Raw genomic sequence first — 26,122 nt, forward strand, 5'->3', positions numbered from 1 at the left:
GCCGCTTAGGCTCAGGCTTTTGGCAGCGCGTCGAACGCGTCCAGGGCGTGAGCGGTGTAGGTCAGCGCCGCTCCGGTGTTCAGCGAAATGGCGACCGCCAGCGCTTCGGCAATTTCTTCCCGGGTTGCGCCGTGTTTTGCGGCGGCTTTTACGTGCACCGACAGGCAGCCGTCGCAGCGGGTGGTTACCGCCACCGCCAGCGCAATCAGCTCGTGGGTTTTGGCGTCCAGGTGGCCCATGGCGGAAGCGCCCGCGTCCATCTTCATCAGCCCTTTCATAAACTCCGGCTGCAGCTTCGCGTAATCGCCCACCACACCCAGTAATTCTTCGCGATGTTCATTCCAGTTCAGCAACATACAAGCCTCTCAGTTAATTTCAGCCGACGCTATAAATGCGGACTTCCGGGGCGGCGTTCAGGAACGGTTTCAGCGCTTCAACCACGTCGCGGGTAAACAGTTCCGAACTCAAATAGGCTTCGGCCTGAGCGGCGGTGTTAAAGCCGTGCAGTACCTGGACGTCCTGCTCGCGGATCAGCAGTTCCTTGGAAACTGCACCGTCGATGGTGGTCAGGAAGGCCGCTTTGTACTGCTGGTAAACGCCCGCGGCTGCGGCGCGATTTTGCGCGCTGATATCAAGGGTGATTTGCAAATAAGCCATGGTTTACTGCCTCTTGTTGTGTGGCTCATGCCGTTGCACGAGCGGAGATGAGGGAGGAAAAGCGACAGAGCGAAGAAGAAAAAGGCTGCCGCTTGCCTCTCCGTGTTGGCGCATTATGTGAATCAGCGTGAGGGTTAACAAATGACTTAATCTTGACTGTCGAGATAGATTTTCTTCTTTGCTGGGCGGGATTTTTGCTGGCCTGGTGATTCTTGTTCATTGTGGATCTGTTGGCCGCGCGGCGATTGCGCAGAATGGAAAACCAATCTGAAGACCCGGAGTTGCTATGCACATCAAAAACACGTTGCCGCTAAGTCAGCCGACAACTCACCCGCAAACCCGAGGCTGGATCAGCGGCTTTTTGGGGATGCTTATTTTTAGCGGTTCGCTGCCTGCGACGCGCGTTGCGGTGCTGGAGCTTGATCCTCTTTTTCTGACGGCGATCCGGGCCACTCTTGCGGCGCTGCTGGCGGCCGGCACGCTGCTGATTTTGCGGCAGCCGCGGCCGCTGCGGAAAGATTGGTTGCCGCTTTGCCTGGTGGCTGTCGGCGTGGTGCTGGGTTTCCCGCTGCTGACTGCCCTGGCTTTGCAGCACACGACCTCTGCGCATTCGCTGGTTTATGTCGGCCTGCTGCCGCTGGCGACCGCCTGTTTTGGCGTGCTGCGCGGAGGAGAAAGGCCAAAAGCGGCTTTCTGGCTATTTTCTCTGGTAGGGGCCGCGCTGGTGGCGGGTTTTGCTTTGCGCCACGGGACAGCGAGTAGCTGGCAGGGCGATGCGCTGATGCTGGGCGCCATTGCGCTGTGCGGGCTGGGTTATGCCGAAGGAGCGGTGCTAACCCGGCGGTTGGGCGACTGGCAGGTGATTTCGTGGGCTTTGGTGATTTCTCTGCCGCTTAGCGCCGTGGCTGCTGCTTTTACCGTCCCATCGGCGGAGACTTCCATCAGCGCTCAGGCGTGGTTCGCGCTGGGTTACGTGTCGCTGTTCAGTATGTGGATAGGGTTTATTTTCTGGTATCGCGGCCTGGCGCTGGGCGGGATTGCCGCCGTCGGGCAACTGCAATTGTTACAGCCCTTTTTTGGTCTGTTGCTTGCAGGACTGCTGCTGCATGAAGAAGTACATACATCGATGATCGCCGTGATGCTTGGCGTGCTGGTTTGCGTGTTCGGCGCGAAGCGCTTTTCCCGCTAAAAAGAAAAACCGCCGGTGAAGGCGGTTTCTCAGAGGTTAGTCGATATTCAGCTCGGAGAAGCTGGTAATGACTTTGCCGACAATCCCGTAGTCGATAGCTTCTTTCGGCGACATCCAGTAGTTACGGTCGGTGTCCTGCTTCACCTTCTCCAGCGGCTGGCCGGTAGCTTCTGAGATCATCTTGTTCACGCGGTCGTGCATGCGAATAATCTCTCTGGCTTCGATCTCAATGTCCGTGGCCTGGCCGCGCACGCCGCCCAGCGGCTGGTGGATCATAAAGCGCGTGTTTGGTAACGAATAGCGGTGCTTTTTGTCCGCCGCGAGGAAGATGGTGATCCCGGCGCTGGCAACCCAGCCGGTGCCGATGATATGGACTTCCGGCTTGATGAATTTGATCACGTCATGAATGGTGTCCGCCGCCTCAACGTGGCCGCCCTGGCTGTTGAGGTACAGCTTGATTGGCTTGTCGTTAATGCTTTGCAGTAGCAGAAGTTGGGCAACCACCTCTTTGGTGATCGCCTGAGTGATTTCGCCGGAGATAATAATTGAGCGGGAATCCAGCATTTTTTGCTGCATCAGCCCCGACGCATTGGCAGGGGTGGCGCTTTCTTCAGGTTCATCTTTTTCTAAATAGGTCAGCATAATCAGGCTCCTGCCAGTTTCATTGTGTAATCAGGGATGCACTTGAGCATAGCACTTCATTCAGACGCTGCACGGCGCGAACGATCTCTTCGTCGCTGTAGCCGCCGAGGCCAAGCAGAATGCCGGATTTCTGCTTTTCTGGGGTAAACATGTGCGACACCGCGCGAACGGCGATTCCGGCCCGCATTGCCCGCTCCACAACATGATGATCGTCCAGGCCCTGACGCAGCCAAAGCACCATGTGCATGCCCTGGTCGCAGGGCTGAAGCCAGGCCACGTCCGGGGAAATGTATTGTTCTACCGCCGCCATTAATACGCGGCGTTTTTCAGCATAAACACCGCGCATTTTGCGCAGGTGGCGATCGAGGTGCCCCTCCGAAATAAAGCTCGCCAGCACGTGCTGGTCGGCCCCTGGCGGCTGCCTGTCCATCAGAATTCGCGCCCCGCAGAAGGCAGAAACCAGCTGCTTTGGCACTACGGCGTAGCCAAGGCGCAGCGACGGGAAGAGGATTTTGCTGAAGGTGCCGAGGTAGATAACGTTCTCCGGCCCCAGGCCCTGCAGCGCCGGGAACGGGTGGCCCGCGTAGCGCATCTCGCTGTCGTAGTCGTCTTCAATGATCCAGGCCTGGCTTGCCTGCGCCCATTCCAGCAATGCGGCGCGGCGCGACATGCTGAGCGGCATGCCTAACGGGTACTGGTGCGAGGGCGTGACAAACGCAGCGCGGGCATTGGGAGCCAGCTTTTTCCCCAGTTCAACGTCCAGTCCTTCGTCGTCCACGGCGACTCTGACCATTGTCCGATCGCGGAACATCGTCTCAAACAGCGAGGTGGCCCCAGGGTAGCCAGGCTCCTCCATCCAGACGGCATCGCCCGCTTCCAGCAGGATTTGCAGCGTCAGATACAGGCCGTGCTGGTTGCCGGAGGTGATAATGACCTGCTCCGGGGTGCAGCGCACCGAGCGCGACTTTCTGACGTATTCACAGATAGCTTCACGTAAAACCAGAACGCCTTGCGGGTCGGCATAGCCCGACGGGGCACCTGCGCCTCGTGCCCGAATGCGGTTGCCTAACCTGCGCCACACGTCGTCCGGAGCCGTGTCCCCAACCGGAACGGAAACGGCAAACGGCTTCGGCGCCAGCGTTTTAAGCTGCTCGCCAACTCTGGCAAAGGCCTGAGCCTGGGCAGACAGCGGGATGGCTGCCGCTGTACGAGCCGCCGGTTCGGGTTGCGGGCTTTCCGGGGCGTAGGCCACGCGGGTGCCAGAGCCGTGTTTCGACTCCAGAAACCCTTCTGCAACCAGCTGCTCGAACGCTTCCAGTACGGTGCCACGCGCCACGCTAAGGGCGCCCGACAAGACGCGGGTGGAGGGCAGCAGATCGCCGCTTTTCAGTTCACCTTTGTGAATGGCGTTTTTCAGCGCTTTGGCCAGCTGCAAACTAAGCTGCCCGCTGCGGCGGTCAAGCTCGCCAATGGCGGGGATATCTACGGCTCGGGCTTTACGTGACATGAATTGTGGCTCGGTCATATTGCTTTAATCTGGTTCTTTATCATAAACCACTTCGAACATAAGCTGGGCAAAATTAGCGCAAATAAAGGTCTGTCCATGTATATTCCTCGCCCTTTTCAGGAGCCCGATATTGCTGTGCTGCGGCGGCTAATTCAGGCCAATCCTCTGGGTCTGCTCATCGTGCCAATTGAAGGCGTGCTGGAAGCGTTTGATATTCCCTTTGAGCTTTGCCCTGATGCGGGTGAATTCGGCACGCTCCGCGCGCATATCGCCCGCGCGAATCCCTTATGGCGCGGCCTTCAACCCGAGCAGGACGTGCTGGTGGTGTTCCGTGGCGCACAAGGTTATATCTCCCCGAGCTGGTATCCGGGTAAGCAGGAGCATCACAAAGAGGTGCCGACCTGGAACTACCAGACCGCGCAGGCGCGGGGGAGGATTGCGGTGCGGGACGATGCGGATTTTGTTCTTCGGCAGATAACCAGTCTGACACAGCAGCAGGAAGCGCGGATGAACCTCCCGTGGCAGGTAAGCGATGCGCCTCCGGCGTTTATCGGCGCTATGCTGAAAGCGATTGTCGGCATAGAAATCCCGCTGACCTCGCTTGTCGGCAAGAACAAGCTCGGGCAGAACAAGAAGCGGGAGGATCAGGCCGGGGCGGCAAAGGGGTTGATGGCAAACGGCGAACTGGGTATTGGCGAGGCCATGCTGGACAGCCTCGCCGGGCGCGAGAAAGAGTAACCGGCATTATCCCGGCAGGCGTTTTTTCGGCCTGCCGGGGCCCAGCAGAATTGCCAGCTTCGCTCCGCCCTGGGTCGATTCCATGAGGATCTTACACACGCTGGTGAGTGGCACCGAGAGCAGCATGCCTACCGGACCGAGCAGCCAGCCCCAGAAGAGCAGGGAGAGAAATACCACAAAGGTCGACATCCCCAGCCCACGCCCCATCATGCGGGGCTCCAGAATATTCCCCAGCACCATATGCACCACCAGGAACAGCGCCCCGACCATCAGCATCTCATAGGTGCCGTTGAGCAGCAGAGCCTGAATCATCGGCGGCACGGCGGAGATAACCGACCCAATGTTGGGAATGTAGTTGAGCAAGAAGCCCAGCACGCCCCACATCAGCGCAAACTGCACGCCCAGCAGCTTTAGCCCCAGCCAGATAACGATCCCGGTCAGTAAACTGATAAAGGTTTTCAGCGCCAGATAGTGGGTAACGCCTTTCAGCGCGCGGTGCATGCCGGCGATATGCAGCTTAGGGTTTGCCAGGGCAAAACGGAGTTTATAAGGCACATGGCGCACCTCAAACAGCATAAAAATCACCGTCATTGCCAGTAAAAGAACGCTGGCCATTGCCCCGGAAAGCCCGGTCATCAGCGCTGTGGCAAAGGTCATTAGTTTGTCGGAGTCCAGCTTTTGCAGCAGGCGTTCCGGCGACAGCGGCAGGTGTAAAAACGGCATCGCGTGCTCGATTTCACGCACTTTCTGCGTCAGCAGTTTGTTGAACTGCGGCATCTGTTCCATGAAGTCATTCATCGATGTTGCCAGGACGCCGACCAGCAGCGTGAGCATCACCAGCATGACCAGCACCACGATGCCGATCGCCAGCGGGCGATTAACGCCGCGGCGCATAAACCAGGTCACCAGCGGATTGAGAACAATGGCGAAAAATACGGCCAGCAGCAGCTGAACGATGATGTCAGCCGCGGCGTGAATACCGGCGAGAATGATCACCAGTGCCGCGAGCTTGAGCAAAATATGCAGGCCGGTCTTATCAGGTTGTGGGGCTGTCATGCAGACGTCCGATCGGGAAAAGGTGCTTTTAGTGTAGTGCTTCCTGGCGGGGTGGCGGTGGCATTCTGTCTGAAAATGAAGGAAAAAAATGGCCCCGCGAAGGCGGAGCCATTGATGTATCGTGCGGCGATTATTTGATGGCGATGGTGTTGATGATGTTTTCCGCGTTGGTCTGTGCCAGCTGCTGGTTATCCGCAGGCAGGGTGATCTGCATGGTCAGCAGTTTATCGTCCACTTTGCCAATGATGATGGAAGAGTAGGCGGTCTGCCCTTTGGCGGAGATCACGCTGTCCAGCTGCTGCAGCGTGTGGCCTTTAATCTCGATGGATTTGTTGGTCACAACCTGAAGCTGCGGGTCGCGCGCGCGCTGCTGCTCTTCCAGGCCTTTTGCCAGCGTGGCAAGGTCGCTAGTAGGGTTGTCGCTGACAATCACGATCACCGCTTTCTGGCCGGTTGCGTCAGAATAAACGTGCATGTTGTTGGACTGGGTGCCCACCTTGCCGCTCTGATCGCTCATGTCCGCTGGCAGAGCAAAGCTCAGCTTGCCGTCCAGCAGTTCAACAGGCTGACCGCTGGCGCTGCTGGCTTCCGGCGCGCCGGCGGTGGCGGTTTTGCTGTCGTTATTATCACAGGCGGCAAGACCCACTACCAGCAGGCCAATACCGACATATTTTACCAGTTTGCGCATCGCGTTCTTCCTTTCCGTTAGCAAGCCAAAAGGCTAATCCTTGCATCTTAACACAAGATATTCAGCCCGCGTTTAACCAGGCTGCAGCGCGGAGATTTCAGATTTATCTGCGAGGCGTTTCAACAGCATATTCAGCAGAACGCCGTACATCGGCAGGAAGAATACCAGGCTGATAAGCACTTTGAAGCAGTAATCGACCACGGCGATTTCTACCCAGTGCTGGGCCATAAAGGCGTCCGGGCTGCGCCAGAAAGCGATAAAGAAAAACGACAGCGTATCGCTCACGTTACCGAACAGCGTGGATACCGTAGGCGCCAGCCACCAGCAGTGATTCTGGCGCAGGCGGTTAAAGACGTGCACGTCCAGAATCTGGCCGAGCGCGTAAGCCATGAAGCTGGCAACCGCGATACGGGCAACAAACAGGTTGAAGTGGGTTAGCGCTTCAAAGCCCTGCCAGCTTCCCATGTAAAACAGCGAGGAGATGCCGTAGGAAATCACCAGCGCCGGGATCATCACCGCGAAAATAATCCGCCGCGCCAGCGGAGCGCCAAAAATACGCACCGTGAGGTCGGTCGCGAGGAAGATAAACGGGAAGCTGAAGGCGCCCCAGGTGGTATGAAACCCGAAGACGGAGACCGGAAGCTGAACCAGATAGTTGCTGGAGGTGATCACCAGCAAATGAAAAAGCGATAGCCAAAACAGCGCATTAGTGCGCTGGCGAGTGCTGAACTGCATCATGTTGTAGCCTTTTTAGTAGTGGGGTGAGGGAACCCAGTCAAAAATGTAAAGCACGGGGATGATACTGCTTTAGTTTCTCAATGCAATGGTTAATTTTAACGCAATCGTTCACGCGGCTTGCGCCAGATTTTACCCGGCGTAAACTAGCGCGGTTTTTGACGACCTGAGAGTACTATGACCGATTTGTTCGCAACCCCTGACCACACGCTGGATGCTCTTGGCCTGCGCTGCCCGGAGCCGGTGATGATGGTGCGCAAAACCGTGCGCAATATGCCCGTCGGTGAAACGCTGTTGGTGATCGCCGATGACCCGGCCACTACGCGCGATATCCCCGGTTTCTGCCGCTTTATGGAGCACGAACTGGTGGCCAGCGAAACCGACGCGCTGCCTTACCGCTATTTGCTGCGTAAAAGTCATTAAACGAGGCGCATGTTCGCGCCCCGTTATCTCTCGAAAACTATTTCTTCCGCAGCAGGCGAATGGCGTTCACCGTGACCAGTGCGGTAGCGCCTGAGTCTGCCAGCACCGCCAGCCACAGGCCGGTCAGGCCGAGCAGGGTGGTGACGAGGAAAATTCCCTTCAGCCCCAGCGCAATCGTCACGTTCTGACGAATGTTGTTATGGGTCGCTCTGGCGAGCCGCACCATACCGGCCAGTTCGGTCAGGCGATTGTGGGTCAGGGCGGCATCTGCCGTTTCCAGCGCGACGTCGGTACCACTGCCCATCGCGATGCCGATGGTGGCCGCTTTCATCGCCGGAGCATCGTTGATGCCGTCGCCGACCATCGCCAGCGGTGCGGTAGCGTTCAGTTTGTTCACCGCCGCCACTTTGTCTGCCGGGAGCAGGCTGGCACGGTACTCAATACCCAGTTCATTGGCTATTGCCGCCGCCGCGCGTGGGTTATCCCCCGTCAGCATCACGCCCTGAATGCCCAACTGATGGAGTGCCAAAACAGCTTCACGGGCATCGCTGCGCAGAGTATCGCGCATGGCGATGGTACCCAGCAGTTGCCCCGAACGCAGTATCACGATAACCGTCTGGCCTTCTTCTTCCTGCTTCGCGATACGTCTTTGCCAGGTTTCGCTGAGTGTCTGGCCGTCCAGTTTAGACGGTGAACTGAGCAACAGCGTTTCGCCCTGAATGCTCGCTTCTACGCCAACCCCGGCGAGCGCGCGGTGGTTTTCTGCGGCGACAGGAGGCAAGTTGCGCTGCTGCGCCGCGTTGACAATGGCCTGCGCCAGCGGGTGGGTGGAGCCTTGTTCAACCGCCGCAGCAAGCGCCAGAAGCTGGTCTTCTTCTATCCCTTCTTCCACCGCAATGGCCGTAACCTGAGGCTTACCTGCCGTCAGGGTGCCGGTTTTGTCGAACGCGACCTGCTGGATTTGACCGAGACGCTCCAGCGCGGCCCCGCCTTTAATCAACGCGCCTCGGCGAGCCGCTGCGGCAAGACCTGAAGTAATGGCCGCAGGCGTGGAGATAACCAGCGCGCATGGGCAGCCGATCAGCAGTAGCGTCAGGCCCTTATAGATCCACGGCTCCCAGCCCTGGCCGAAGAACAGCGGCGGGATCACGGCGGTCAGCAGCGCGAGCAGCATGATGATCGGCGTGTAAATCCGGCTAAAACGATCGATAAAGCGTTCGATAGGCGCGCGGCGTTCCTCGGCTTCTTCAATCAGCCGCAAAATGCGGTCGATAGCGCTGTCGCCGGGTTCGGAAATGACCTCCAGCTGAACAAGGCGATCCACGCTGGTGCTGCCCGCAGCGACCTTTTCACCTTGCTGGCGCTCTACCGGTACGGATTCCCCGGTTAAGGCGCTTTCGTCGAAGCTGGCAAAACCGCTGAGCAGGCGTCCGTCGGCGGGCAGTCTGCCTCCGGCGGCAACTTCAATCACGTCGCCTGGGCGAAGATCGGCCTGCGCGACGGTTTCGCGCTCGCCGTCCCGGAGGCGAATAGCGACGTCCGGCTTTAGCGCCATCAAGGCGCTTACCCCGCGGCGTGCGCGGCTGGCGGCATAGGATTCCAGACGCTCGCCGATGAGGAACAGCAGCAGGACCATCGCCGCCTCGGCGGTGGCGCCAATGAACAGCGCGCCAACGGCGGCGACGCTCATCAGCGTTTCAATGGCGAACCAGTTACCGCTGCGGATCAGGCGCACGGCCTGACGTGCTATCGGCCACAGGCCAACCAGGGTGGTAGCGATAAACGCCAGGTTGCCGAGCGGATGGTTGAATTGCTCGAGCCCCCAGCTGATCGCCATCAGGACGATGAGCAGGATCAGCGGCAGGTTCTCTTGCAGGCTGCTGCTTTTTTCCTGTTTCGGTGCATTGCCTGCATTTAAGGTGTAGCCTGCGGCCTTGACCGCTTTTTCAACGTCACTGCGAACATCGCGCGGAGCGCTGACCAGCAGTTTTTCGGTAGAAAATACCACCTGAACTTGCTGCACATCTCTCACCTGTTTCACCGCATTTTCCACTTTGCGTGCGCAGGCCGCGCAGTCCATGCCCGCGACGTGCCAGCTGTAGCGGCTGCCGTTGTCGGCAATTTCTGGCTCTGGTTTTTGTGCAGAGCAGGCGTCATCGGCGCAGCAGGAGGGGCCTTCCGCCTGCAGTGGGCTAAGTTTGGCAAACGCAAACTGCGGTGGCTTTTTGCCGTCTTGAGGTGTGTTGAGCATGGCGCCCTCCGGTAATGATAATTTTCTCATTACCGATGTTACTCTCTGGAGTTGACTCCAGAGTCAAGCGTCTTTTTTAGCGCCGGATGTTTCTGGCTGGCCAACGGCAGTTTTCAGGATTGGTCTTTGCTTCCCCACGGCGCTTCCCCTAGTATTATCCGCAGGTCGGGATGAGAATGAATAGATGAAAAAACCACTGACAATCAAGGATATTGCGGAGCTGGCGCAGGTGTCTATCGCCACAGTCTCCCGGGTGCTCAACAATAACAGCTGGGTGGCGGACAAAACGCGTAGCCGGGTTGAAAAAGTGATTCAGGAGCATAACTTCAGCCCGAATCTGCTGGCGCGGGGGATGATTTCCAAGAAAACCCAGACGCTGGCGATTGTCGTTTCCGATATCAGCAACCCCTACTTTGTGATGCTGGTGGCGCAGATTGAGCACGAAAGTTTACGGCTGGGCTACAAGGTCACGCTGTACGACACCCAATCGGCAAACAGGACCTCCCGCGAAGCGCCGGTGGTGCCCGAAGAGCATATTTTTAATTCCATTACCGACAGCCAGATAGACGGCGTGATTATTCTCGGCGGTAATATCGACTACAACGACATTGCCGCAACCTATCTGCAGGAGCTGAAAAAGCTGATTGCTGCCGTGCCCGTTGTGGTGGTGGGTCGCCAGCTGCCGGGGGTGGAATATGCCTGCGTTGAACGCGATCAGGCGGGGTGCGTGCGCTTAGCCACTCGCCAGCTGATTGAGAAAGGTTACCGGCGCATTGGTTTTATCGGCGGGTCAAAGAATGTGTATATTACTCGCGAGCGAGAAGCTATATTTCGGGCAGAGCTGGAAGCTGCGAAATTACCGATAGAAAATAGTTTTATTGTCCTGAATAACTTTTATTTACAGCATGGCTATGAGGCGATTGAAACACTGATTTCAACGAATGAAGTCTTGCCGGAAGCCATTGTGGCAATTAACGATCATGTCGCTAAAGGCGCGATCCGTGCGCTGAAAGATCACAATCTTTCTGTGCCAGATAATATCGCCATAGTGAGCTGTGAATATTTCCCTGGCAGCGAGTATTTTATTCCCCGCATTACCACCGTTGACCACCAGAATGCGTTAATTGGCAAAGAGGTGATGGCAAGGTTAATGGCTATTTTGAATGAAAATGCTGCCGGTACCGCAGCAGAAAAAATCCCTCTTACCCTGCTTAACGGCGAATCCTGTTAGTTTTCAACGGCGGATCTCTTTTCCAGGCATCCGCCCGTTTCTTTCCTTCTCGTTATTTTTTGATCCCGCTAACAGTTGCGCGATCTGGCGTTGACAAGCCTTGCCTGACTCCTCTAGCCTAAAACCTGAAAACGTTTTCAGGTTTTGATTACAGGAGAGCCGATGAAACCGACAATGATGACTTACATCCATGAAGAGCAGGCGACGTTAAGCGCCATGTTGTCTCGCTATCCGTCCGATCTTCCGGTGCTCGGTGGGCAGAAAGAGTGGCTGGTACTGGCCACGGGCTCCAGCATTAATGCGATCAATAGCGCGAAATACTACGTGGAAAAACTGACGGATGTGCGTATCACCGTCGAGGAGCCGTTCCACTTTCAGCATTACGAAAAATTCAGTGAAGCTACCGATCTGGTGATAGGCGTTTCCCAGAGCGGGGAGAGCACTTCCACCATCAACGCGATTCAGCATATTCGCCAGACTCATTCGGTCAAAACGCTGGGCATCACCGGTAAAATTGCGAGCGAGCTTGCCCGTGCCGTGGACCACGTTATTGATATCGACATCGGCGAGGAACGCGTGGGCTACGTCACTAAAGGCTACGTTGCTACGATCCTGAAATTTATGCTGCTGGGTGTGTTTGTCGCACGCCGCAGCGGGAAGATCGACGCCGAACAGGAAGCGGCTGAATTGCATAAGCTGGACGTTGCGGTGAAATCTATTCCGGACGTGATTGCCGGTACCGAAGCTTTCTTCACCAAATGGCAGGACGAACTGGTCGCTTCCCCGCGCTTCACCTCAATTGGCTACGGGCCGAGCGTCGGCGTTATCAAAGAGATGGAAACCAAGTTTGCCGAGACGATCCGCGTGCCGTCCCAGGGCATTGAGCTGGAAGCGTTTATGCATGGGCCGTATTTCGAAGTGAACGGCAACCACCGAATGTTCTTTATTGATACGCCGGGCGTGGCTCGTGAACGCTTATTACTGCTAAAGGCTTATGAGCAAAAATATACCGACTACGTATACACCATCAAATTAGGTGAGGATAACGATCCGCGTACGCTGTCGATTAAAGCTGATGTTGATGAATTTATTGCTCCGCTGATCGTGGTTATTCCTTTCCAGATATTGGCTCATCATATTGCTGAGGCAAAGGGTAATAATCTGCCGCAGCGAATCTTTACCGATTTTGGCGTGTCCGTAAAAAGCAAAACTAAGCCAGGCGATTACGCCTGAGGTTCAGTATTCCCTACACAATAATAATGTCCCTACCTTGCTACTGAGGAATGATTATGGCTACCTTCAGTCAACTTGCCCGACAGATAATTCAGCATGTCGGCGAGGCAGAAAATATAGAGCATCTTACCCACTGCGCAACCCGTTTGCGTTTTACTATCAAAGATAAAAGTAAGATCAATAAAGACGCGCTTTATAAGCTGCCGGAGGTGGTCAAACTGGTTGAAAACCCGGGACAATTCCAGATTGTTATCGGGCCGAAAGTTGAAAAGGTCTTTCAGGCAATCACGGCGCAGATGGGAGAACCATCCTCAGAAGCAGAGTCTGTGCCGCAGGGCTCGATGATTAACCGCCTGCTGGCCACGCTTTCCGCTATCTTCACGCCTTATATCGGCGTGCTGGCGGGCGTGGGTGTGGTGAAAGGGATTGTGGTTTTACTGCAAACAATGAATCTGGTGGATACCCATTCGTATGTATTCACCGTGTTCAATGCGCTTTCCAGCGGCGTTTTCGTCATGCTGCCGCTGTTTATCGCGGTAACGGCCGCGGAGCGTTTTAAGGCCAATAAATTTAGTGCCCTGGCGCTGACGGCGGCGATGATTTTTCCGCTGACGGATGCCAGCGTGCCCGGCGCCTTCCACGTTATGGGTCTGGCGCTGAACGTGAAAATCTACGGCGGGGCGGTGATCCCGGCGGTGTTTGCCGTGCTCTTCCTGAGCCACGTCGAGCGCTGGCTGAAGAAGGTGATCCCGGAGATCGCCGCGCTGGTGTTTGTGCCCTGCTTGTCGCTGATCGTCAGCGGCTTTGTGGTGTTTACGGTGATTGGCCCGGTGGCTGACTATGTTGGTGTTGGCATTGCTAACGGCTACGCGTGGCTGTACAACCTCAGCCCGGTGATTTCCGGCGCGCTGCTGGCGGGGATCGGGCAGCTGTTCGTGGTGTTTGGCGTGCACTGGGGCATTATTCCGCTGGCGCTGATTAACATTCAGGTCAACGGCTACGACACTATTATGGCGATGTTTATGTCGGCGGTGATGGGGCAGTTTGGGGCGGTGTTTGGCGCCATCTTTATTGCCCGTAACCTGAAAGATAAGCAGATTGCGATTTCCGCTTCGCTCTCCGCTTTCTTCGGTATTACCGAACCGGCGCTGTACGGTGTGAACCTGAAATACCGCATGCTGTTTGTTTTCGGCTGCATTGGTGCGGCGCTGGGCGGCGGGATTACCGGGCTGCTGGGCGTGAAAACCTACAGCTTCCTGCCGGTGCTAAATGTGTTCGAACTGGGTCTGTTTAGCGGGCCGGAATCGAAGATGATTTATGAGGTGATTGCTATCGCGGTGGCGTTTACGGTGCCTGCGGTGTTGACCATTATCTATGGCAAAACCCGCAGGCTGGAACCTGCCTCCCTGGCGGAAGACAGGCGTTAACTTCAGATATACAGGGCGCGAACGATCATAAAGTGCCCGGCAAAGTAGCAGGCGGCGGCAATGGCGCTGTCGCCTCTGAAGCGGTGACGATAGTGGCTGACCAGCCAGACGATATTGCCCAGCAGCAGCAGGCTGGCCCCCACAAACCCGGAGAAGCTGGGATCCGTCGGGCGGAAGAAATAAAGCTCGGCGGCAAGCCAGACCATCACCAGCGTCATGCCGATAAACGTCAGAATGGGAACGCGCAGTGCGTCCAGCCGTGTCCAGATAGTGGCAACCAGCAACGCGCCAACGATCAGCAGAGCCAGCGGCAGCGGCCAGAAGATGGCTAAGGTCATCTGACTGGCAAAATAGATGGTGTACAGCAGGTGCGAAAGGAAGAAAGCGCCCACGGCGTACAGCAGACGCTGGGTAGGCAGTAGCGTGAGCGCATCACCAACCAGCGTTGCCAGGAGACCCGCCACAATCAGGTAGCCCGTCGCTTCAAACATCGGTGCCTGCCAGGCCAACAGCAGCAGGAGCAGCAGGGTGAGCGGCTTGAAAAGCCAGCGCTGCCAGGTGGAGCCGCGCCAGGAAGCATCAATGTAAATCCAGGCCGATAACGCAACAGCAATAAATGACCAAAGCATGGCATATCCTTATTTTAATTGTTGGCGTAACACCGTTCAGTCTAGTGGCTAAGCGGCACAGATGACAACGGCGCGGTGCCAGGGTTATGCTGAAAAGTGTCTGACAATTAGAGAAAAAGCCATGAGCAAGCCCCCTGTTTTTATTATCGCCATCGTCGTCGTTATCGTGCTGGCCGCCTCTTTTCGCTATTTTCAGCAGCGCCGCGAGACCAGGGAAAACGATGCCGCGCCGCTCAGCGTGAAAAAAGTGGTGGTGGCGACCAAGCGTGAAAAACCATCCAACGACCGACGTTCTCGCCAGCGTGAAGTCACTCCGCCGGAAGACTCAATCCGCTATGAGGTTTGGTTTGCGCCGCAGAGCGGCGGGATGGAAATGAAAATGCGCGTTGAAGCGGCGGAATACCATGCGGTGACGGTGGGGGATAAAGGTACGTTGAGTTACAAGGGGACGCGCTTTGTCAGCTTCGTCCCCGAAGAGACTCACTTGCCCTGACGCAGCTTTTTCTGCCAGACCAGCAGCTCAAACACGCCAAAAACAAAAATCTTAATCTGTTCACCACGGGCAAGCGCCGGGCCGTCTTTGGGCTGCGTGGCTTTCAGCAGACTGAGCTGCAGGCCGTGCATAATCACCATGAAGATCAGCGCAACGTTAACAAAAATGTTCAGCGGGCGAGGATAAGGGTGAATCAGGTTAAAGATCAGAAAGCCCCAGACGCAAAGCATCAGCAGGCGGCCAAAGTTAATCAGAATCGGCATTATGCGGCTCCTTGAGCTTCACGAATAAACAGGCGATAAGCCACCTGACCGGCGACTTTTTCTCGGTGCAGTGCCCAGCTGGCAGGCACCGCTGGCAGACCATTTTCTACTTCACTCTCTACGTAGATTAGCGCGTCATCTGCGAGCCAGCCGTTTTTCTCGAGCAGGTTGAGCGTTTCATCCAGCAACCCCTTACGGAACGGCGGATCGACGAAGACGACGTTGTGCTGCGTGCCGGGCTGCGCGAGCACATTCAGCGTATTGGCGTTGAGCACCTTGCCATTGCTGGCTTTTAAGGTCGCGAGGTTCTTTTGCAGCTGCTGGGAGACAGCGCGATCCATTTCAATCAGCGTCGCGCTGGCGGCATAGCGAGAGAGCGCCTCCAGACCAAGCGCGCCACTGCCGGCAAAACAGTCGAGGCAATGAGCGTCCACCATCGACGGTGCCAGCCAGTTGAAAAGCGTTTCGCGCACGCGGTCGGTCGTCGGGCGCAGGCCGGGGCTGTCCGGGACCGGGAGTTTTCTGCCGCGCCATTGGCCGCCGATGATGCGGATCTGGCCGGAACCAGAGGATTGGGGTTTCTTCATTGCTCTCACTGCGATGCTAAATTTTGCGGCTATTCTAGCGGCGCTCGCCCGGCCAGGAAACCTTAATCCACTGGCGTGATGCCGCGCCGGGAAAGTGATAGACTAACGCACTATTTTTTATGCCCGTGGCAAGCAGAATCGGGTCTGTGCCATGAATTAACAGCGAGGAGTGTAGTCGCAAATGGCGAAAGAGAAAAAACGTGGCTTTTTTTCCTGGCTGGGATTTGGTCAGAAAGAGCAGCAGCCGGACGTCGAAGCAGAACAAAAAGTAATAGAAGAACAACCGGTTACTGAACAGGCTCCCGCGCAGGATGAACCTCAGCAGCCTCAGGCTGTGGAGCAGGAACAGCAGGATTTAGTAAGTGAGCACTCACTGGAGGAGTCCGAAAAGTTTGCTGAGCAGGTCGTGGACGTTAACGCCCAGCTTGCAGAAGAAGCGGAAGAAAAAGCGCTGGCTGCCGGGCCGGAAATGATTCCTGAACCGGAAGCGATTGTTGAGCCCGGGATCGTGGCTGAACCAGAGCCTGTGGCGGTTATCGAGCCAGAACCCGCTGTTGAACCTGAGGCCGTTGTCGAGCCTGAGGTGATTGAGCCTGCGGCTGTCGTCGCAGAGCCGGAAGTCATTGAGCCGCCTGCCGCGGCCGTAGAGCACGAAACGCTGCCGTTGCCGGAAGAGGTCGCCGAAAATGTAGGGAAGCCTGACGAGTGGCAGGCCGAGCAGGACGAAATCGTCAACGAAGAAGTGGCTGAAGCCGAAGCGCTGTTCGCGCACGAAGCGGCCGTTGAAGATGAAGCCGTGGCTGAAGAAGCTGTTGATGAAGAGCCGGAAGAAGAGGCTGTCGAAGAGACTGCTCCGGTTGCCGTGCAGCAAGAGCAGGAAAAACCAACCAAAGAGGGCTTCTTTGCTCGCCTGAAGCGTAGCCTGGTCAAAACCAAACAAAACCTCGGTTCCGGATTTATCAGTCTTTTCCGCGGCAAGAAAATCGATGATGATCTGTTTGAAGAGCTGGAAGAGCAGCTGCTGATTGCCGACGTTGGGGTTGAGACAACCCGGAAAATCATCACCAACCTGACCGAAGGCGCAAGCCGCAAGCAGCTTCGTGATGCGGAAGCGCTGTACGGCCTGCTGAAAGAAGAGATGAGTGAAATCCTCGCTAAAGTGGACGAGCCGCTGAGCGTGGAAGGTAAAACGCCGTTTGTTATCCTGATGGTGGGCGTGAACGGCGTGGGTAAAACCACCACCATCGGCAAGCTCGCGCGTCAGTTCGAGCAGCAGGGCAAATCCGTGATGCTGGCGGCGGGCGATACTTTCCGTGCGGCAGCCGTTGAGCAGTTGCAGGTTTGGGGCCAGCGCAACAATATTCCGGTTGTGGCACAACACACCGGCGCGGACTCCGCTTCGGTTATCTTCGATGCTATTCAGGCGGCGAAGGCGCGTAATATTGATGTGCTGATTGCCGATACCGCAGGGCGTTTGCAGAATAAATCGCACCTGATGGAAGAATTGAAGAAAATTGTCAGGGTTATGAAAAAGCTGGACGAAGATGCCCCGCATGAGGTTATGCTCACCATCGATGCCAGCACCGGTCAGAATGCCATAAGCCAGGCTAAACTGTTCCACGAAGCGGTGGGGCTGACGGGCATCACCCTGACCAAACTGGATGGTACCGCCAAGGGTGGCGTAATCTTCTCTGTGGCTGACCAGTTCGGCATTCCGATTCGCTACATTGGCGTCGGCGAACAAATTTCTGATTTACGACCGTTTAATGCGGGCGACTTTATAGAGGCACTTTTTGCCCGAGAGGATTAACAATGATTCGCTTTGAACACGTCAGTAAAGCCTATCTCGGTGGGAGACAAGCGTTGCAGGGAGTGACCTTCCATATGCAACCGGGCGAGATGGCCTTTCTGACCGGCCATTCTGGCGCAGGGAAGAGTACTCTGCTCAAGCTTATCTGCGGTATTGAACGGCCCAGCGATGGGAAGATTTTTTTCAGCGGCCATGATATTAGCCGGCTGAAGAGCCGTGAAGTGCCGTTCCTGCGTCGTCAGATTGGGATGATCTTTCAGGATCACCATCTGTTGATGGACAGAACCGTGTACGACAACGTGGCCATTCCGCTGATCATCGCGGGGGCCAGCGGCGAAGATATTCGCCGCCGCGTGTCTGCGGCATTAGATAAGGTCGGCCTGCTGGACAAAGCGAAGAACTTTCCTATCCAACTCTCCGGCGGTGAACAGCAGCGCGTGGGCATCGCTCGCGCCGTGGTGAACAAGCCTGCGGTGCTGCTCGCCGATGAACCGACCGGTAACCTTGATGATGCGCTGTCGGAAGGTATTCTGCGCCTGTTCGAAGAGTTTAACCGCGTGGGCGTAACGGTGCTGATGGCGACCCACGACATGGGGCTTATCTCACGTCGCAATTACCGTATGTTGACCCTCAGCGACGGCCATTTGCATGGAGGCCTGGCAGGTGAATAAACACAGTGCGCTCAACCATATCAAACGCTTCAGCAACAAGCTGGATAAAATCAACCAACTGAATAAGTTAGGCGATCTTGGCCGTTCGGTGAAAAAACGTGGCAAAGGGCCGCAGTCTAAAAGTAAAGCCCTGAAAGGCGGCGTGAATGAGCAGTTCCGCTACGCCTGGGAAGGGGCGCTTCAGGATCTGAAGAGCAAGCCGCTGGCGACCTTCCTGACGGTAATGGTGATTGCCATCTCCCTGACGCTGCCTAGCGTTTGCTATATGGTTTACAAGAACGTAAACCAGGCGGCGACCCAATATTATCCGTCCCCGCAAATCACCGTTTACCTCGATAAGGCGCTGGACGATAACGCCGCGCAGCAGGTGGTGGGCGCGATTCAGGCGGAGGAGGGCGTGGATAAAGTTAACTACCTCTCGCGCGAAGAGGCGCTGGGCGAGTTCCGTAACTGGTCGGGCTTTGGCGGTGCGCTGGATATGCTGGAAGAGAACCCGCTACCCGCGGTGGCCGTGGTAAATCCTAAACTGGATTTCCAGAGCACGGATCACCTGAATACGCTTCGTGACCGCGTGGCGAAGATTCATGGCGTTGATGAAGTGCGCATGGATGACAGCTGGTTTGCCCGTCTTGCGGCGCTCACCGGGCTGGTCGGGCGCGTAGCGGCGATGATCGGTATTCTGATGGTCGCCGCGGTGTTCCTCGTCATTGGTAACTCGGTGCGTCTGAGCATCTTTGCCCGCCGTGACACTATTAATGTGCAGAAGCTTATCGGGGCGACCGACGGCTTTATTCTGCGTCCGTTCCTTTATGGCGGTGCTCTATTGGGCTTTAGCGGTGCATTCTTGTCGCTGATCCTGTCTGAGATTCTGGTGATGCGCCTCTCTTCGGCGGTGACGGAGGTGGCGCAGGTGTTCGGGACTAAGTTTGATATCAGCGGCCTGGGCTTTGACGAATGCCTGCTGCTGTTGCTGGTCTCGTCGATGATCGGCTGGCTGGCAGCCTGGCTTGCCACTGTGCAACATTTACGCCGTTTTACGCCGGAGTAAAAAGTTTTTGATATACTCATTCCCTGCTACGATAACGTCGTCCGCAGGGAGTGCGTTTTACACCGTAGTGACCCCTGCGATGCTGCAATAACCGTCACACTTTGTGTGTAATCTATTCACAGCTTTACATTGAACTTGTGGATAACATCACTGTCTGAGAGTACAGTGAATGGTACGGTCTGGCCTCTGACGTGTTGTCGGTGCGCCTCAGCCACTTGAATGGCAAGCCGTACGTAGTCTCTAAGAGAGGGTTTGAATGACCAAAGAAATGCAAAATTTAGCTTTAGCCCCTGTTGGTAACCTGGAGTCGTATATCCGGGCTGCAAACGCCTGGCCGATGTTAACGGCTGAGGAAGAGAAGGAGCTGGCTGAAAAGCTGCATTACCAGGGCGATCTGGAAGCAGCGAAAAAGCTGATCCTGTCTCACCTGCGCTTTGTTGTTCATGTTGCGCGTAACTATTCCGGCTACGGCCTGCCGCAGGCAGACCTTATCCAGGAAGGCAACATCGGCCTGATGAAAGCAGTACGCCGTTTTAACCCGGAAGTGGGTGTCCGCCTGGTCTCCTTTGCGGTGCACTGGATCAAGGCTGAAATTCATGAATACGTGCTGCGTAACTGGCGTATTGTGAAAGTCGCAACCACCAAAGCACAGCGTAAGCTGTTCTTTAACCTGCGTAAAACCAAGCAGCGCCTGGGCTGGTTTAATCAGGACGAAGTCGAAATGGTGGCCAACGAGCTTGGCGTGTCCAGCAAAGACGTGCTCGAGATGGAGTCACGCATGGCGGCGCAGGATATGACTTTCGACATGTCGAATGACGACGACGCTGACGGCCAGCCGATGGCGCCGGTGCTCTTCCTGCAGGATAAGTCTTCCAATTTTGCCGACGGCATTGAGGACGATAACTGGGAATCTCACGCCGCAGACAAACTGAGCGATGCGATGCAGGGCCTGGATGAGCGCAGCCAGCAGATCATTCGCGCACGCTGGTTAGATGAAGACAACAAAAGCACGCTGCAGGAACTTGCCGACCGCTATGGCGTCTCCGCCGAGCGCGTTCGTCAGCTTGAAAAGAACGCGATGAAAAAACTGCGCGCCGCGATCGAAGCTTAACGTCGATACGCACGTCGTACCCGAAGGCGCCCCACTTTATGTTGGGGCGTTTTGCTTTTTATGCTCCGGCATACACCCCAGCAGCACGGCAAACGCCGCTTCCATTTCGCTTTCCGGCAGGCTGGCAAATCCCATCAGTAATCCTTTCTTGCGCCGTTCGGTCAGGTAGTAACGCGACAATGGCCGTACCAGAATATTGCGGGCGTTGGCGCGCTCAGCAATCGCCACATCATCGGCCTCATCCGGCAGGTTCAAAATCAAATGCAGCCCGGCGTTATCGCTGAAGTCTGACAGCGCCTCTGGCCCAAAGTGGCGGGATATCAGCTCGGTCAGGAAGGCGCGACGGCGGCCATAAAGCAGGCGCATTCGGCGAATATGGGCCGAATAGTGCCCGGCGGTAATAAACTCGGCCAGCGCCTGCTGAATAAGCGAATGACCGCCGCGATACAGTTCCGCATGGGCGGTTTTCAGATCACTGACCAGCGGGCGCGGCAGCACGACGTAGCCGAGCCTGAGCCCTGGATAAAGCGTTTTACTGAACGTGCCGATATAAACCACCGGCGCTTCGGTAACCAGTCCCTGCAATGCCGGAATAGGCTGGCCGGAAAAGCGAAATTCGCTGTCGTAGTCATCTTCAATAATCCAGCTGCCGTGCTGGCGGGCGAGTGCCAGCAGCCTCTGGCGGCGCTCCAGGCTCATCACCGCACCAAGCGGGTACTGATGAGACGGCGTGACGAAAATTAAGCGAGGTGCTTCGGCGACGTTCTCTGGTGGGCAAAGCCCGCTCCCATCGACGGTGAGCGGTGTGACCCGAACGTCATTCATCGTCAGTACGTGACGGATACCCCAGTAAGAAGGTTCTTCGATCCATGCCAGTTCGTCTCTGTCGCACAGCATCCGGGTGACCAGATCGATAGCCTGGTGGATCCCCTCGGTGATCAAAATTTGGTCGACCTGGCAGCTTACTCCCCGCGAGACACGCAGATAGTCGACCAGCGCATGCTGTAGTTCAGGTGTGCCGCCGTTACAGCTATAGCTCAGGCGCTCCGGTTTAGGGCGGCGGCTGATGCGCGCCTGGATCTTACTGAATAGCGGATGAGGGAAGGCGTTGACGTCCGGCACGCCAGGAATAAAAGCTCCCCACTGGCGCGGGCTGGCGCTCACCTGTGAAAGAAGATGCTGGCCGCGGCGGGAAATCGGCACCTCGGGGGCAGGCACCACGCCACCTTCACCAGTGCTGCCCGTGGAGGTGAAGCGATCCGGCAGCGTTTTTTCAACAAAAGTGCCGCTGCCCTGGCGGGATGAAACGTATCCCTCGGTCATAAGCTGCTCGTAAACTGTTAATACAGTGTTACGGGAAATACTGAGTTCGCTGGCTAAATCGCGGGAGGCGGGCAGGCGGCTGTGGGGCGGCAATGAGCCATCCAGAATGGAACGGCGCAGCGCGTTATAAAGACGTTTATGCAGCAGGATATCGGTCTCTGCCTGCAGCCTGACAAGAATCAAATCACCCACTAAGTCTCGCAATTGGATCCCTCAGATAAACTGAATTGGCACTCGATTATAGAGCCAATACCTGTGTAAATAAACGACATTGTTTCTGATTTGTTGCGATAAAGTGACTGACTTAACAGGAGAGACCAAGGTGAAAAGTGCAGAGCTGAATCAGCGTCGTTTACAGGCCACGCCGCGCGGCGTGGGGGTAATGTGTAACTACTTCGCAGAGAAGGCGGAGAACGCCACCCTGTGGGATGTGGAAGGCAATGAAGTGATCGACTTCGCTGCCGGGATCGCGGTGCTGAACACCGGGCATCGTCATCCGAAGGTGATTGCCGCCGTGGAGAAACAGCTGCAGGCCTTTACCCACACGGCTTACCAGATTGTCCCTTATGAAAGCTATGTTTCGCTGGCCGAACGTATTAACGAGCTGGCGCCGATTGCCGGCCCGGCGAAAACCGCGTTCTTCACCACCGGTGCAGAAGCGGTTGAGAATGCGGTGAAAATCGCCCGCGCTTATACCAAACGTCCCGGCCTGATCACCTTCGGCGGCGGCTTCCATGGCCGTACCTTTATGACCATGGCGCTGACCGGCAAAGTGGCACCGTACAAAATCGGTTTTGGCCCGTTCCCTGGCTCTGTCTACCACGCGGTTTACCCGAATGCCGCTCACGGCGTGACGACGGATGATGCGCTGAAAAGCCTGGATCGCATCTTTAAAGCCGATATCGCCGCGGACCAGGTGGCGGCCATCATACTGGAGCCGGTTCAGGGAGAAGGCGGTTTCAATGTGGCACCGCCTGAATTTATGCAGGCGCTGCGCCAGCTGTGCGACACCCACGGCATTTTGCTGATTGCCGATGAAGTACAGACCGGCTTCGCGCGTACCGGCAAGCTGTTTGCGATGGACTATTACGACGTCAAAGCCGACCTGATGACGATGGCGAAAAGCCTGGCCGGTGGTTTCCCGCTGTCCGGCGTTGTGGGCCGTGCTGAAGTGATGGATGCCCCTGCGCCCGGCGGGCTGGGCGGGACCTATGCGGGCAACCCGCTGGCGGTTGCGGCGGCGCATGCGGTGCTGGATGTGATCAAAGAAGAGCAGCTGTGCAAGCGTGCCACCCAGCTTGGTGAACACCTGAAAGAAGTCCTGAATCAGGCGCGCCAAAGCTGCCCGGCGATTGTTGACGTGCGTGGACAGGGCTCGATGGTGGCGGTGGAGTTTAACGATCCGCAGACCGGGAAACCTTCGCCAGAATACACGCGTGAAGTTCAGCTGAAAGCGCAGGAACAAGGGCTGCTACTGCTGAGCTGCGGCGTCTACGGCAACGTTATCCGCTTCCTTTATCCGCTGACCATTCCTGATGCTCAGTTCACTAAAGCGCTGGCCATTCTGTCCCTGGTGCTTAAGGGCTAATCCCTCTGTAGTTTGCGGCGGCAGGGAAGCCCGCCATGACACGAGGCGGCCGCAGCGCTTTTTGCCCAGCGTGAAGTGGTTTATCACCCTGATATCCCCTGTTTTCCGGCGGGCGTTGCCGCCGGAGTAATACGGAAAATATTATGTCTGAAAACTCCACCTTCTCTCCCGCCGTTGCGCGCGGGGAGCGGATAGCTGTCCCCGGAAAATCTCTGAGTTTCGTTGAAGGCGTGTCGATGATTGTCGGCACTAACATTGGCGCGGGCGTGCTTTCTATCGCCTATGCCTCGAGCAAAGCGGGCTTCTGGCCGCTGCTATTCTGGCTGGTGCTGGTGGGCAGCCTGACCACCGTGACGATGCTTTACGTCGCTGAATCCACTTTGCGTACCCGCCAGCATTTGCAGCTCAGCGGGCTGTCGCTGCGCTACGTCGGGCGCTTTGGCGCGTTGATGATGTTCCTTTCCGTCTGCGTAAACAGCGTTGGGGCGTTGACCGCCTATATGACCGGCAGCGGTAAGCTACTGCACTCTTTGTTTGGTCTCTCTCCGGCCCTGGGCAGCGTGCTGTTTTTCATCCCGGCGGCGGGCGTGCTGTACATGGGCCTGAAAGCCATCGGGCGCGGGGAAAAGTTTATTAGCGTCGGCATGGTGGTGATGATCGCGGTGCTGGTGATTGCCACTTTGCTGAAAGAGACGACCAGCGTCGGCTACCTGCTGGAAGGCAACTGGCTTTATATGGTGCCAGTGTTCAACGTGGTGGTGTTCTGCTTCTCGGCGCAGTATATCGTGCCGGAAATGGCGCGTGGTTTTGCCGACAAGCCCGAAAAGTTACCGAAAGCCATCATCGTTGGCATGGTGGTGACCTTCGCGCTGCTGGCTCTGGTGCCGATGTCGGTCATCATGCTTAACGGGCTGGACGATATCTCTGAGGTGGCGACGATTTCCTGGGGAAAAGCGCTGGGAGAGTGGGCATTCTTCTCGGCGAACCTGTTCGCACTCTGCGCCATGCTGACGTCGTACTGGGGGCTGGGCGGGAGTTTCCTGACCAATATCTTTGACCGCTTCCGCCTGGGCAGCGATGAGCCTTCTCTGAAGCGTTTTCTGGTACTGCTGGTGGTCGCGATCCCGCCGTTTGTGCTGGCCTACAGCGGGCTGGTGTCGTTCGTGAATGCGCTCTATTTTGCCGGCGTGTTCAGCGGCGTGATTTTATCGATTATGCCGATCCTGATGATTAAAGGCGCCCGCCGCAGCGGCGATGTCACGCCAGGCTGGACCTGCCCGGCGTTCATGACCCACCCGCTGATCCAGATTTTTATCGTGTTGCTTTACCTCTGCAGTGCCGTTTATGCGGTTGCTTCCGCTCTGGGATATTTGCCGGCAGGTTGGTGATTCCGAGGCTTGCTCCCCCGCGCCCGGAGGCTTTCCGGCGCGGTTGTTTTTTTGTCACATTCCCGTTATCTAACCTTCAAATATGTCTTTCCAAATTATCGCAAATGGCGCTATGTTTAGCATAGTGTGCTGCCGTAGCGCCGGCTGTCGCCCTTAAGTTAGCTATCATATGCTTTTCTTATGCCTACAAACAGAATAATGCGCTAACAAACAACAACACAACAAATTCAATAACCATAACAATGGGGACTCTCAGGATGAAAATGACGGGTAAAGCCTTACTGGCAGGATGCATTGCACTGGCAATGAGCCACGCGGCGATGGCAAAAGATATTAAGGTCGCGGTAGTAGGGGCAATGTCTGGGCCGGTCGCGCAATATGGCGATCAGGAATTTACCGGTGCCGAGCAGGCGGTGGCTGACATTAACGCCAAAGGCGGGATCAAAGGCGACAAACTGGTTATCACCAAATATGACGATGCCTGCGATCCGAAACAAGCGGTAGCGGTAGCGAACAAAGTGGTGAACGACGGCATCAAGTATGTTATCGGGCACCTGTGCTCTTCTTCTACTCAGCCAGCGTCTGACATCTACGAAGACGAAGGTATTCTGATGATCACCCCGGCGGCTACTGCTCCGGAACTGACCGCGCGTGGCTATAAGCTGACTCTGCGTACCACCGGTCTGGACTCCGACCAGGGCCCAACCGCGGCGAAGTACATTCTTGACCACGTCAAACCTAAGCGCATTGCCGTTATCCACGATAAGCAGCAGTACGGCGAAGGCCTGGCGCGTTCCGTGCAGGACGGCCTGAAAAAAGGCGGCGCTAATGTGGTGTTCTTTGACGGGATCACTGCCGGTGAGAAAGATTTCTCCACCCTGGTTGCTCGCCTGAAGAAAGAAAATATCGACTTCGTTTACTACGGTGGCTACCACCCGGAAATGGGGCAGATCCTGCGTCAGTCCCGCGCGGCTGGCCTGAAAACGCAGTTCATGGGGCCGGAAGGCGTGGCGAACGTTTCCCTGTCTAACATCGCCGGCGATTCCGCAGAAGGCCTGCTGGTGACCAAGCCGAAGAACTACGATCAGGTTCCGGCCAACAAACCGATTGTGGACGCGATCAAAGCGAAGAAACAGGATCCAAGCGGCGCATTCGTCTGGACCACCTACGCAGCCCTGCAGTCGCTGGCTGCTGGCCTGAACCAGAGCGCAGACCCGGCGGCAATCTCTAAATACCTGAAAGGGGCGACCGTGGATACCGTGATGGGGCCGCTGTCTTGGGATGAGAAAGGCGACCTGAAAGGCTTTGAGTTTGGCGTGTTCACCTGGCATGCCAACGGCACAGCCACTGACGCAAAATAAACTGCAAACGGCAACCAAAGGGTTGCCGTTTTAGTGTTTTCGCGGGCGATGAGCGCCGGGTTACAATTTAACC

Annotated in this window: 26 protein-coding genes; 14 read left to right on the forward strand and 12 right to left on the reverse strand. The window is 56.5% G+C overall.

Translation table 11 applies throughout. The features are described 5' to 3' along the window. Window positions 1–11: 11 nt before the first annotated feature. Entirely contained in the window at window positions 12–356 is a 345-nt protein-coding gene (locus tag F3J29_RS17270; RefSeq protein ID WP_166867919.1) for a carboxymuconolactone decarboxylase family protein, read from the reverse strand. A 19-nt stretch (window positions 357–375) separates the two neighbouring features. Next, the gene (locus tag F3J29_RS17275; RefSeq protein ID WP_166867921.1) at window positions 376–657 is read right to left on the reverse strand and encodes a hypothetical protein; all 282 of its coding nucleotides are present in this window, start codon (window positions 655–657) and stop codon (window positions 376–378) included. 286 nt (window positions 658–943) lie between these two features. Between F3J29_RS17275 and F3J29_RS17280 the strand changes: the two genes are divergently transcribed. Further along, window positions 944–1,846, forward strand: coding sequence for a DMT family transporter (locus tag F3J29_RS17280; RefSeq protein WP_166867923.1), 903 nt, complete (start codon window positions 944–946; stop codon window positions 1,844–1,846). 36 nt (window positions 1,847–1,882) lie between these two features. Here F3J29_RS17280 and F3J29_RS17285 read toward each other — a convergent pair whose 3' ends face one another. Together F3J29_RS17285 and pdxR (F3J29_RS17290) are read right to left on the reverse strand one after the other, a co-directional pair. Further along, window positions 1,883–2,488: an ATP-dependent Clp protease proteolytic subunit gene (locus tag F3J29_RS17285; RefSeq protein ID WP_008458618.1), complete on the reverse strand. Its 606-nt coding sequence runs from the start codon at window positions 2,486–2,488 to the stop codon at window positions 1,883–1,885. 19 nt (window positions 2,489–2,507) lie between these two features. Beyond that, the gene (pdxR, locus tag F3J29_RS17290; protein WP_166867925.1) at window positions 2,508–3,995 is read right to left on the reverse strand and encodes a MocR-like pyridoxine biosynthesis transcription factor PdxR; all 1,488 of its coding nucleotides are present in this window, start codon (window positions 3,993–3,995) and stop codon (window positions 2,508–2,510) included. A 96-nt stretch (window positions 3,996–4,091) separates the two neighbouring features. Between pdxR (F3J29_RS17290) and F3J29_RS17295 the strand changes: the two genes are divergently transcribed. Continuing rightward, the gene (locus F3J29_RS17295) at window positions 4,092–4,733 is read left to right on the forward strand and encodes an FMN-binding negative transcriptional regulator (protein WP_166867927.1); all 642 of its coding nucleotides are present in this window, start codon (window positions 4,092–4,094) and stop codon (window positions 4,731–4,733) included. Window positions 4,734–4,739: 6 nt separating this feature from the next. Here the strand turns inward: F3J29_RS17295 and F3J29_RS17300 are convergent, their stop codons facing one another. The 3 genes from F3J29_RS17300 to F3J29_RS17310 all read right to left on the reverse strand — a co-directional run bounded on the left by F3J29_RS17300 (window position 4,740) and on the right by F3J29_RS17310 (window position 7,215). Continuing rightward, window positions 4,740–5,789 (reverse strand): AI-2E family transporter, encoded by a 1,050-nt coding sequence (locus F3J29_RS17300; protein ID WP_166867929.1) that lies wholly within the window; start codon window positions 5,787–5,789, stop codon window positions 4,740–4,742. Window positions 5,790–5,919: 130 nt separating this feature from the next. Continuing rightward, window positions 5,920–6,477, reverse strand: coding sequence for a DcrB family lipoprotein (locus F3J29_RS17305; protein ID WP_166867931.1), 558 nt, complete (start codon window positions 6,475–6,477; stop codon window positions 5,920–5,922). Window positions 6,478–6,549: 72 nt separating this feature from the next. Then, entirely contained in the window at window positions 6,550–7,215 is a 666-nt protein-coding gene (locus F3J29_RS17310; RefSeq protein WP_034809192.1) for a 7-cyano-7-deazaguanine/7-aminomethyl-7-deazaguanine transporter, read from the reverse strand. 174 nt (window positions 7,216–7,389) lie between these two features. Here F3J29_RS17310 and tusA point away from each other — a divergent pair, with 174 nt between their 5' ends. Then, window positions 7,390–7,635 carry a sulfurtransferase TusA gene (gene tusA, locus F3J29_RS17315; RefSeq protein ID WP_008458604.1) on the forward strand — a complete coding sequence of 82 codons (246 nt, stop codon included), beginning with the start codon at window positions 7,390–7,392 and terminating at the stop codon, window positions 7,633–7,635. Window positions 7,636–7,672: 37 nt separating this feature from the next. Here the strand turns inward: tusA and zntA are convergent, their stop codons facing one another. Further along, entirely contained in the window at window positions 7,673–9,916 is a 2,244-nt protein-coding gene (zntA, locus tag F3J29_RS17320) for a Zn(II)/Cd(II)/Pb(II) translocating P-type ATPase ZntA (protein WP_502706568.1), read from the reverse strand. Between the two features lie 154 nt (window positions 9,917–10,070). Between zntA and F3J29_RS17325 the strand changes: the two genes are divergently transcribed. The 3 genes from F3J29_RS17325 to F3J29_RS17335 all read left to right on the forward strand — a co-directional run bounded on the left by F3J29_RS17325 (window position 10,071) and on the right by F3J29_RS17335 (window position 13,777). Further along, window positions 10,071–11,117 (forward strand): LacI family DNA-binding transcriptional regulator, encoded by a 1,047-nt coding sequence (locus tag F3J29_RS17325; RefSeq protein WP_166867934.1) that lies wholly within the window; start codon window positions 10,071–10,073, stop codon window positions 11,115–11,117. 162 nt (window positions 11,118–11,279) lie between these two features. Continuing rightward, window positions 11,280–12,350: an SIS domain-containing protein gene (locus F3J29_RS17330; RefSeq protein ID WP_166867936.1), complete on the forward strand. Its 1,071-nt coding sequence runs from the start codon at window positions 11,280–11,282 to the stop codon at window positions 12,348–12,350. A gap of 56 nt (window positions 12,351–12,406) precedes the next feature. Then, on the forward strand, window positions 12,407–13,777 hold the full coding sequence (locus F3J29_RS17335; protein ID WP_286175425.1) for a PTS transporter subunit EIIC: 1,371 nt from the start codon (window positions 12,407–12,409) through the stop codon (window positions 13,775–13,777). Window positions 13,778–13,779: 2 nt separating this feature from the next. Here the strand turns inward: F3J29_RS17335 and F3J29_RS17340 are convergent, their stop codons facing one another. After that, a complete protein-coding gene (locus tag F3J29_RS17340; protein WP_166867940.1) occupies window positions 13,780–14,406 on the reverse strand; it encodes a lysoplasmalogenase in 627 nt (208 codons plus the stop codon). A gap of 121 nt (window positions 14,407–14,527) precedes the next feature. Here F3J29_RS17340 and F3J29_RS17345 point away from each other — a divergent pair, with 121 nt between their 5' ends. Further along, complete coding sequence (locus tag F3J29_RS17345; protein WP_166867942.1) at window positions 14,528–14,899, forward strand: DUF2500 domain-containing protein; 372 nt, start codon at window positions 14,528–14,530, stop codon at window positions 14,897–14,899. On the opposite strand, the gene F3J29_RS17350 is transcribed toward F3J29_RS17345, so the two are convergent. Together F3J29_RS17350 and rsmD are read right to left on the reverse strand one after the other, a co-directional pair. Then, on the reverse strand, window positions 14,887–15,156 hold the full coding sequence (locus F3J29_RS17350) for a DUF1145 family protein (protein ID WP_353620560.1): 270 nt from the start codon (window positions 15,154–15,156) through the stop codon (window positions 14,887–14,889). The two genes, F3J29_RS17345 and F3J29_RS17350, sit on opposite strands and share 13 nt — an antisense overlap. Before the next feature lie 5 nt (window positions 15,157–15,161). Then, on the reverse strand, window positions 15,162–15,749 hold the full coding sequence (gene rsmD, locus F3J29_RS17355; RefSeq protein WP_166867947.1) for a 16S rRNA (guanine(966)-N(2))-methyltransferase: 588 nt from the start codon (window positions 15,747–15,749) through the stop codon (window positions 15,162–15,164). Window positions 15,750–15,930: 181 nt separating this feature from the next. Here rsmD and ftsY point away from each other — a divergent pair, with 181 nt between their 5' ends. The 4 genes from ftsY (at window position 15,931) to rpoH (ending at window position 20,389) form a co-directional block, all read left to right on the forward strand. After that, window positions 15,931–17,559 (forward strand): signal recognition particle-docking protein FtsY, encoded by a 1,629-nt coding sequence (ftsY, locus tag F3J29_RS17360; protein ID WP_166867949.1) that lies wholly within the window; start codon window positions 15,931–15,933, stop codon window positions 17,557–17,559. A 2-nt stretch (window positions 17,560–17,561) separates the two neighbouring features. Then, window positions 17,562–18,230, forward strand: a complete 669-nt coding sequence (gene ftsE / locus F3J29_RS17365; RefSeq protein WP_039288597.1) for a cell division ATP-binding protein FtsE — start codon at window positions 17,562–17,564, stop codon at window positions 18,228–18,230. Next, entirely contained in the window at window positions 18,223–19,278 is a 1,056-nt protein-coding gene (gene ftsX / locus F3J29_RS17370; RefSeq protein ID WP_045784745.1) for a permease-like cell division protein FtsX, read from the forward strand. Before ftsE ends, ftsX begins: the two co-directional genes overlap by 8 nt. Before the next feature lie 256 nt (window positions 19,279–19,534). Continuing rightward, window positions 19,535–20,389, forward strand: coding sequence for an RNA polymerase sigma factor RpoH (gene rpoH, locus F3J29_RS17375; RefSeq protein ID WP_008458573.1), 855 nt, complete (start codon window positions 19,535–19,537; stop codon window positions 20,387–20,389). A gap of 36 nt (window positions 20,390–20,425) precedes the next feature. Here rpoH and pdxR (F3J29_RS17380) read toward each other — a convergent pair whose 3' ends face one another. Then, window positions 20,426–21,916: a MocR-like pyridoxine biosynthesis transcription factor PdxR gene (pdxR, locus tag F3J29_RS17380; RefSeq protein ID WP_166867951.1), complete on the reverse strand. Its 1,491-nt coding sequence runs from the start codon at window positions 21,914–21,916 to the stop codon at window positions 20,426–20,428. A gap of 118 nt (window positions 21,917–22,034) precedes the next feature. Between pdxR (F3J29_RS17380) and F3J29_RS17385 the strand changes: the two genes are divergently transcribed. From F3J29_RS17385 to F3J29_RS17395, 3 genes are all read left to right on the forward strand, one after another. Further along, complete coding sequence (locus F3J29_RS17385; RefSeq protein ID WP_166867953.1) at window positions 22,035–23,300, forward strand: 4-aminobutyrate--2-oxoglutarate transaminase; 1,266 nt, start codon at window positions 22,035–22,037, stop codon at window positions 23,298–23,300. Window positions 23,301–23,443: 143 nt separating this feature from the next. Beyond that, window positions 23,444–24,688, forward strand: coding sequence for an aromatic amino acid transport family protein (locus F3J29_RS17390; protein WP_166867955.1), 1,245 nt, complete (start codon window positions 23,444–23,446; stop codon window positions 24,686–24,688). Window positions 24,689–24,945: 257 nt separating this feature from the next. Continuing rightward, window positions 24,946–26,049 carry a branched-chain amino acid ABC transporter substrate-binding protein gene (locus F3J29_RS17395; protein WP_071842810.1) on the forward strand — a complete coding sequence of 368 codons (1,104 nt, stop codon included), beginning with the start codon at window positions 24,946–24,948 and terminating at the stop codon, window positions 26,047–26,049. Window positions 26,050–26,122 lie beyond the last annotated feature (73 nt).

The organism is Enterobacter sp. Cy-643 (assembly GCF_011752815.1).
GTDB lineage: Bacteria > Pseudomonadota > Gammaproteobacteria > Enterobacterales > Enterobacteriaceae > Cedecea.

Coding starts and splice junctions, on each gene's coding strand:
- F3J29_RS17270 (WP_166867919.1), bottom strand. CDS start 356: ATGTTGCTGAACTGGAATGAACATCGCGAAGAATTACTGGGTGTGGTG.
- F3J29_RS17275 (WP_166867921.1), bottom strand. CDS start 657: ATGGCTTATTTGCAAATCACCCTTGATATCAGCGCGCAAAATCGCGCC.
- F3J29_RS17280 (WP_166867923.1), top strand. CDS start 944: ATGCACATCAAAAACACGTTGCCGCTAAGTCAGCCGACAACTCACCCG.
- F3J29_RS17285 (WP_008458618.1), bottom strand. CDS start 2,488: ATGCTGACCTATTTAGAAAAAGATGAACCTGAAGAAAGCGCCACCCCT.
- pdxR (WP_166867925.1), bottom strand. CDS start 3,995: ATGTCACGTAAAGCCCGAGCCGTAGATATCCCCGCCATTGGCGAGCTT.
- F3J29_RS17295 (WP_166867927.1), top strand. CDS start 4,092: ATGTATATTCCTCGCCCTTTTCAGGAGCCCGATATTGCTGTGCTGCGG.
- F3J29_RS17300 (WP_166867929.1), bottom strand. CDS start 5,789: ATGACAGCCCCACAACCTGATAAGACCGGCCTGCATATTTTGCTCAAG.
- F3J29_RS17305 (WP_166867931.1), bottom strand. CDS start 6,477: ATGCGCAAACTGGTAAAATATGTCGGTATTGGCCTGCTGGTAGTGGGT.
- F3J29_RS17310 (WP_034809192.1), bottom strand. CDS start 7,215: ATGATGCAGTTCAGCACTCGCCAGCGCACTAATGCGCTGTTTTGGCTA.
- tusA (WP_008458604.1), top strand. CDS start 7,390: ATGACCGATTTGTTCGCAACCCCTGACCACACGCTGGATGCTCTTGGC.
- zntA (WP_502706568.1), bottom strand. CDS start 9,916: ATGAGAAAATTATCATTACCGGAGGGCGCCATGCTCAACACACCTCAA.
- F3J29_RS17325 (WP_166867934.1), top strand. CDS start 10,071: ATGAAAAAACCACTGACAATCAAGGATATTGCGGAGCTGGCGCAGGTG.
- F3J29_RS17330 (WP_166867936.1), top strand. CDS start 11,280: ATGAAACCGACAATGATGACTTACATCCATGAAGAGCAGGCGACGTTA.
- F3J29_RS17335 (WP_286175425.1), top strand. CDS start 12,407: ATGGCTACCTTCAGTCAACTTGCCCGACAGATAATTCAGCATGTCGGC.
- F3J29_RS17340 (WP_166867940.1), bottom strand. CDS start 14,406: ATGCTTTGGTCATTTATTGCTGTTGCGTTATCGGCCTGGATTTACATT.
- F3J29_RS17345 (WP_166867942.1), top strand. CDS start 14,528: ATGAGCAAGCCCCCTGTTTTTATTATCGCCATCGTCGTCGTTATCGTG.
- rsmD (WP_166867947.1), bottom strand. CDS start 15,749: ATGAAGAAACCCCAATCCTCTGGTTCCGGCCAGATCCGCATCATCGGC.
- ftsY (WP_166867949.1), top strand. CDS start 15,931: ATGGCGAAAGAGAAAAAACGTGGCTTTTTTTCCTGGCTGGGATTTGGT.
- ftsE (WP_039288597.1), top strand. CDS start 17,562: ATGATTCGCTTTGAACACGTCAGTAAAGCCTATCTCGGTGGGAGACAA.
- rpoH (WP_008458573.1), top strand. CDS start 19,535: ATGACCAAAGAAATGCAAAATTTAGCTTTAGCCCCTGTTGGTAACCTG.
- F3J29_RS17390 (WP_166867955.1), top strand. CDS start 23,444: ATGTCTGAAAACTCCACCTTCTCTCCCGCCGTTGCGCGCGGGGAGCGG.
- F3J29_RS17395 (WP_071842810.1), top strand. CDS start 24,946: ATGAAAATGACGGGTAAAGCCTTACTGGCAGGATGCATTGCACTGGCA.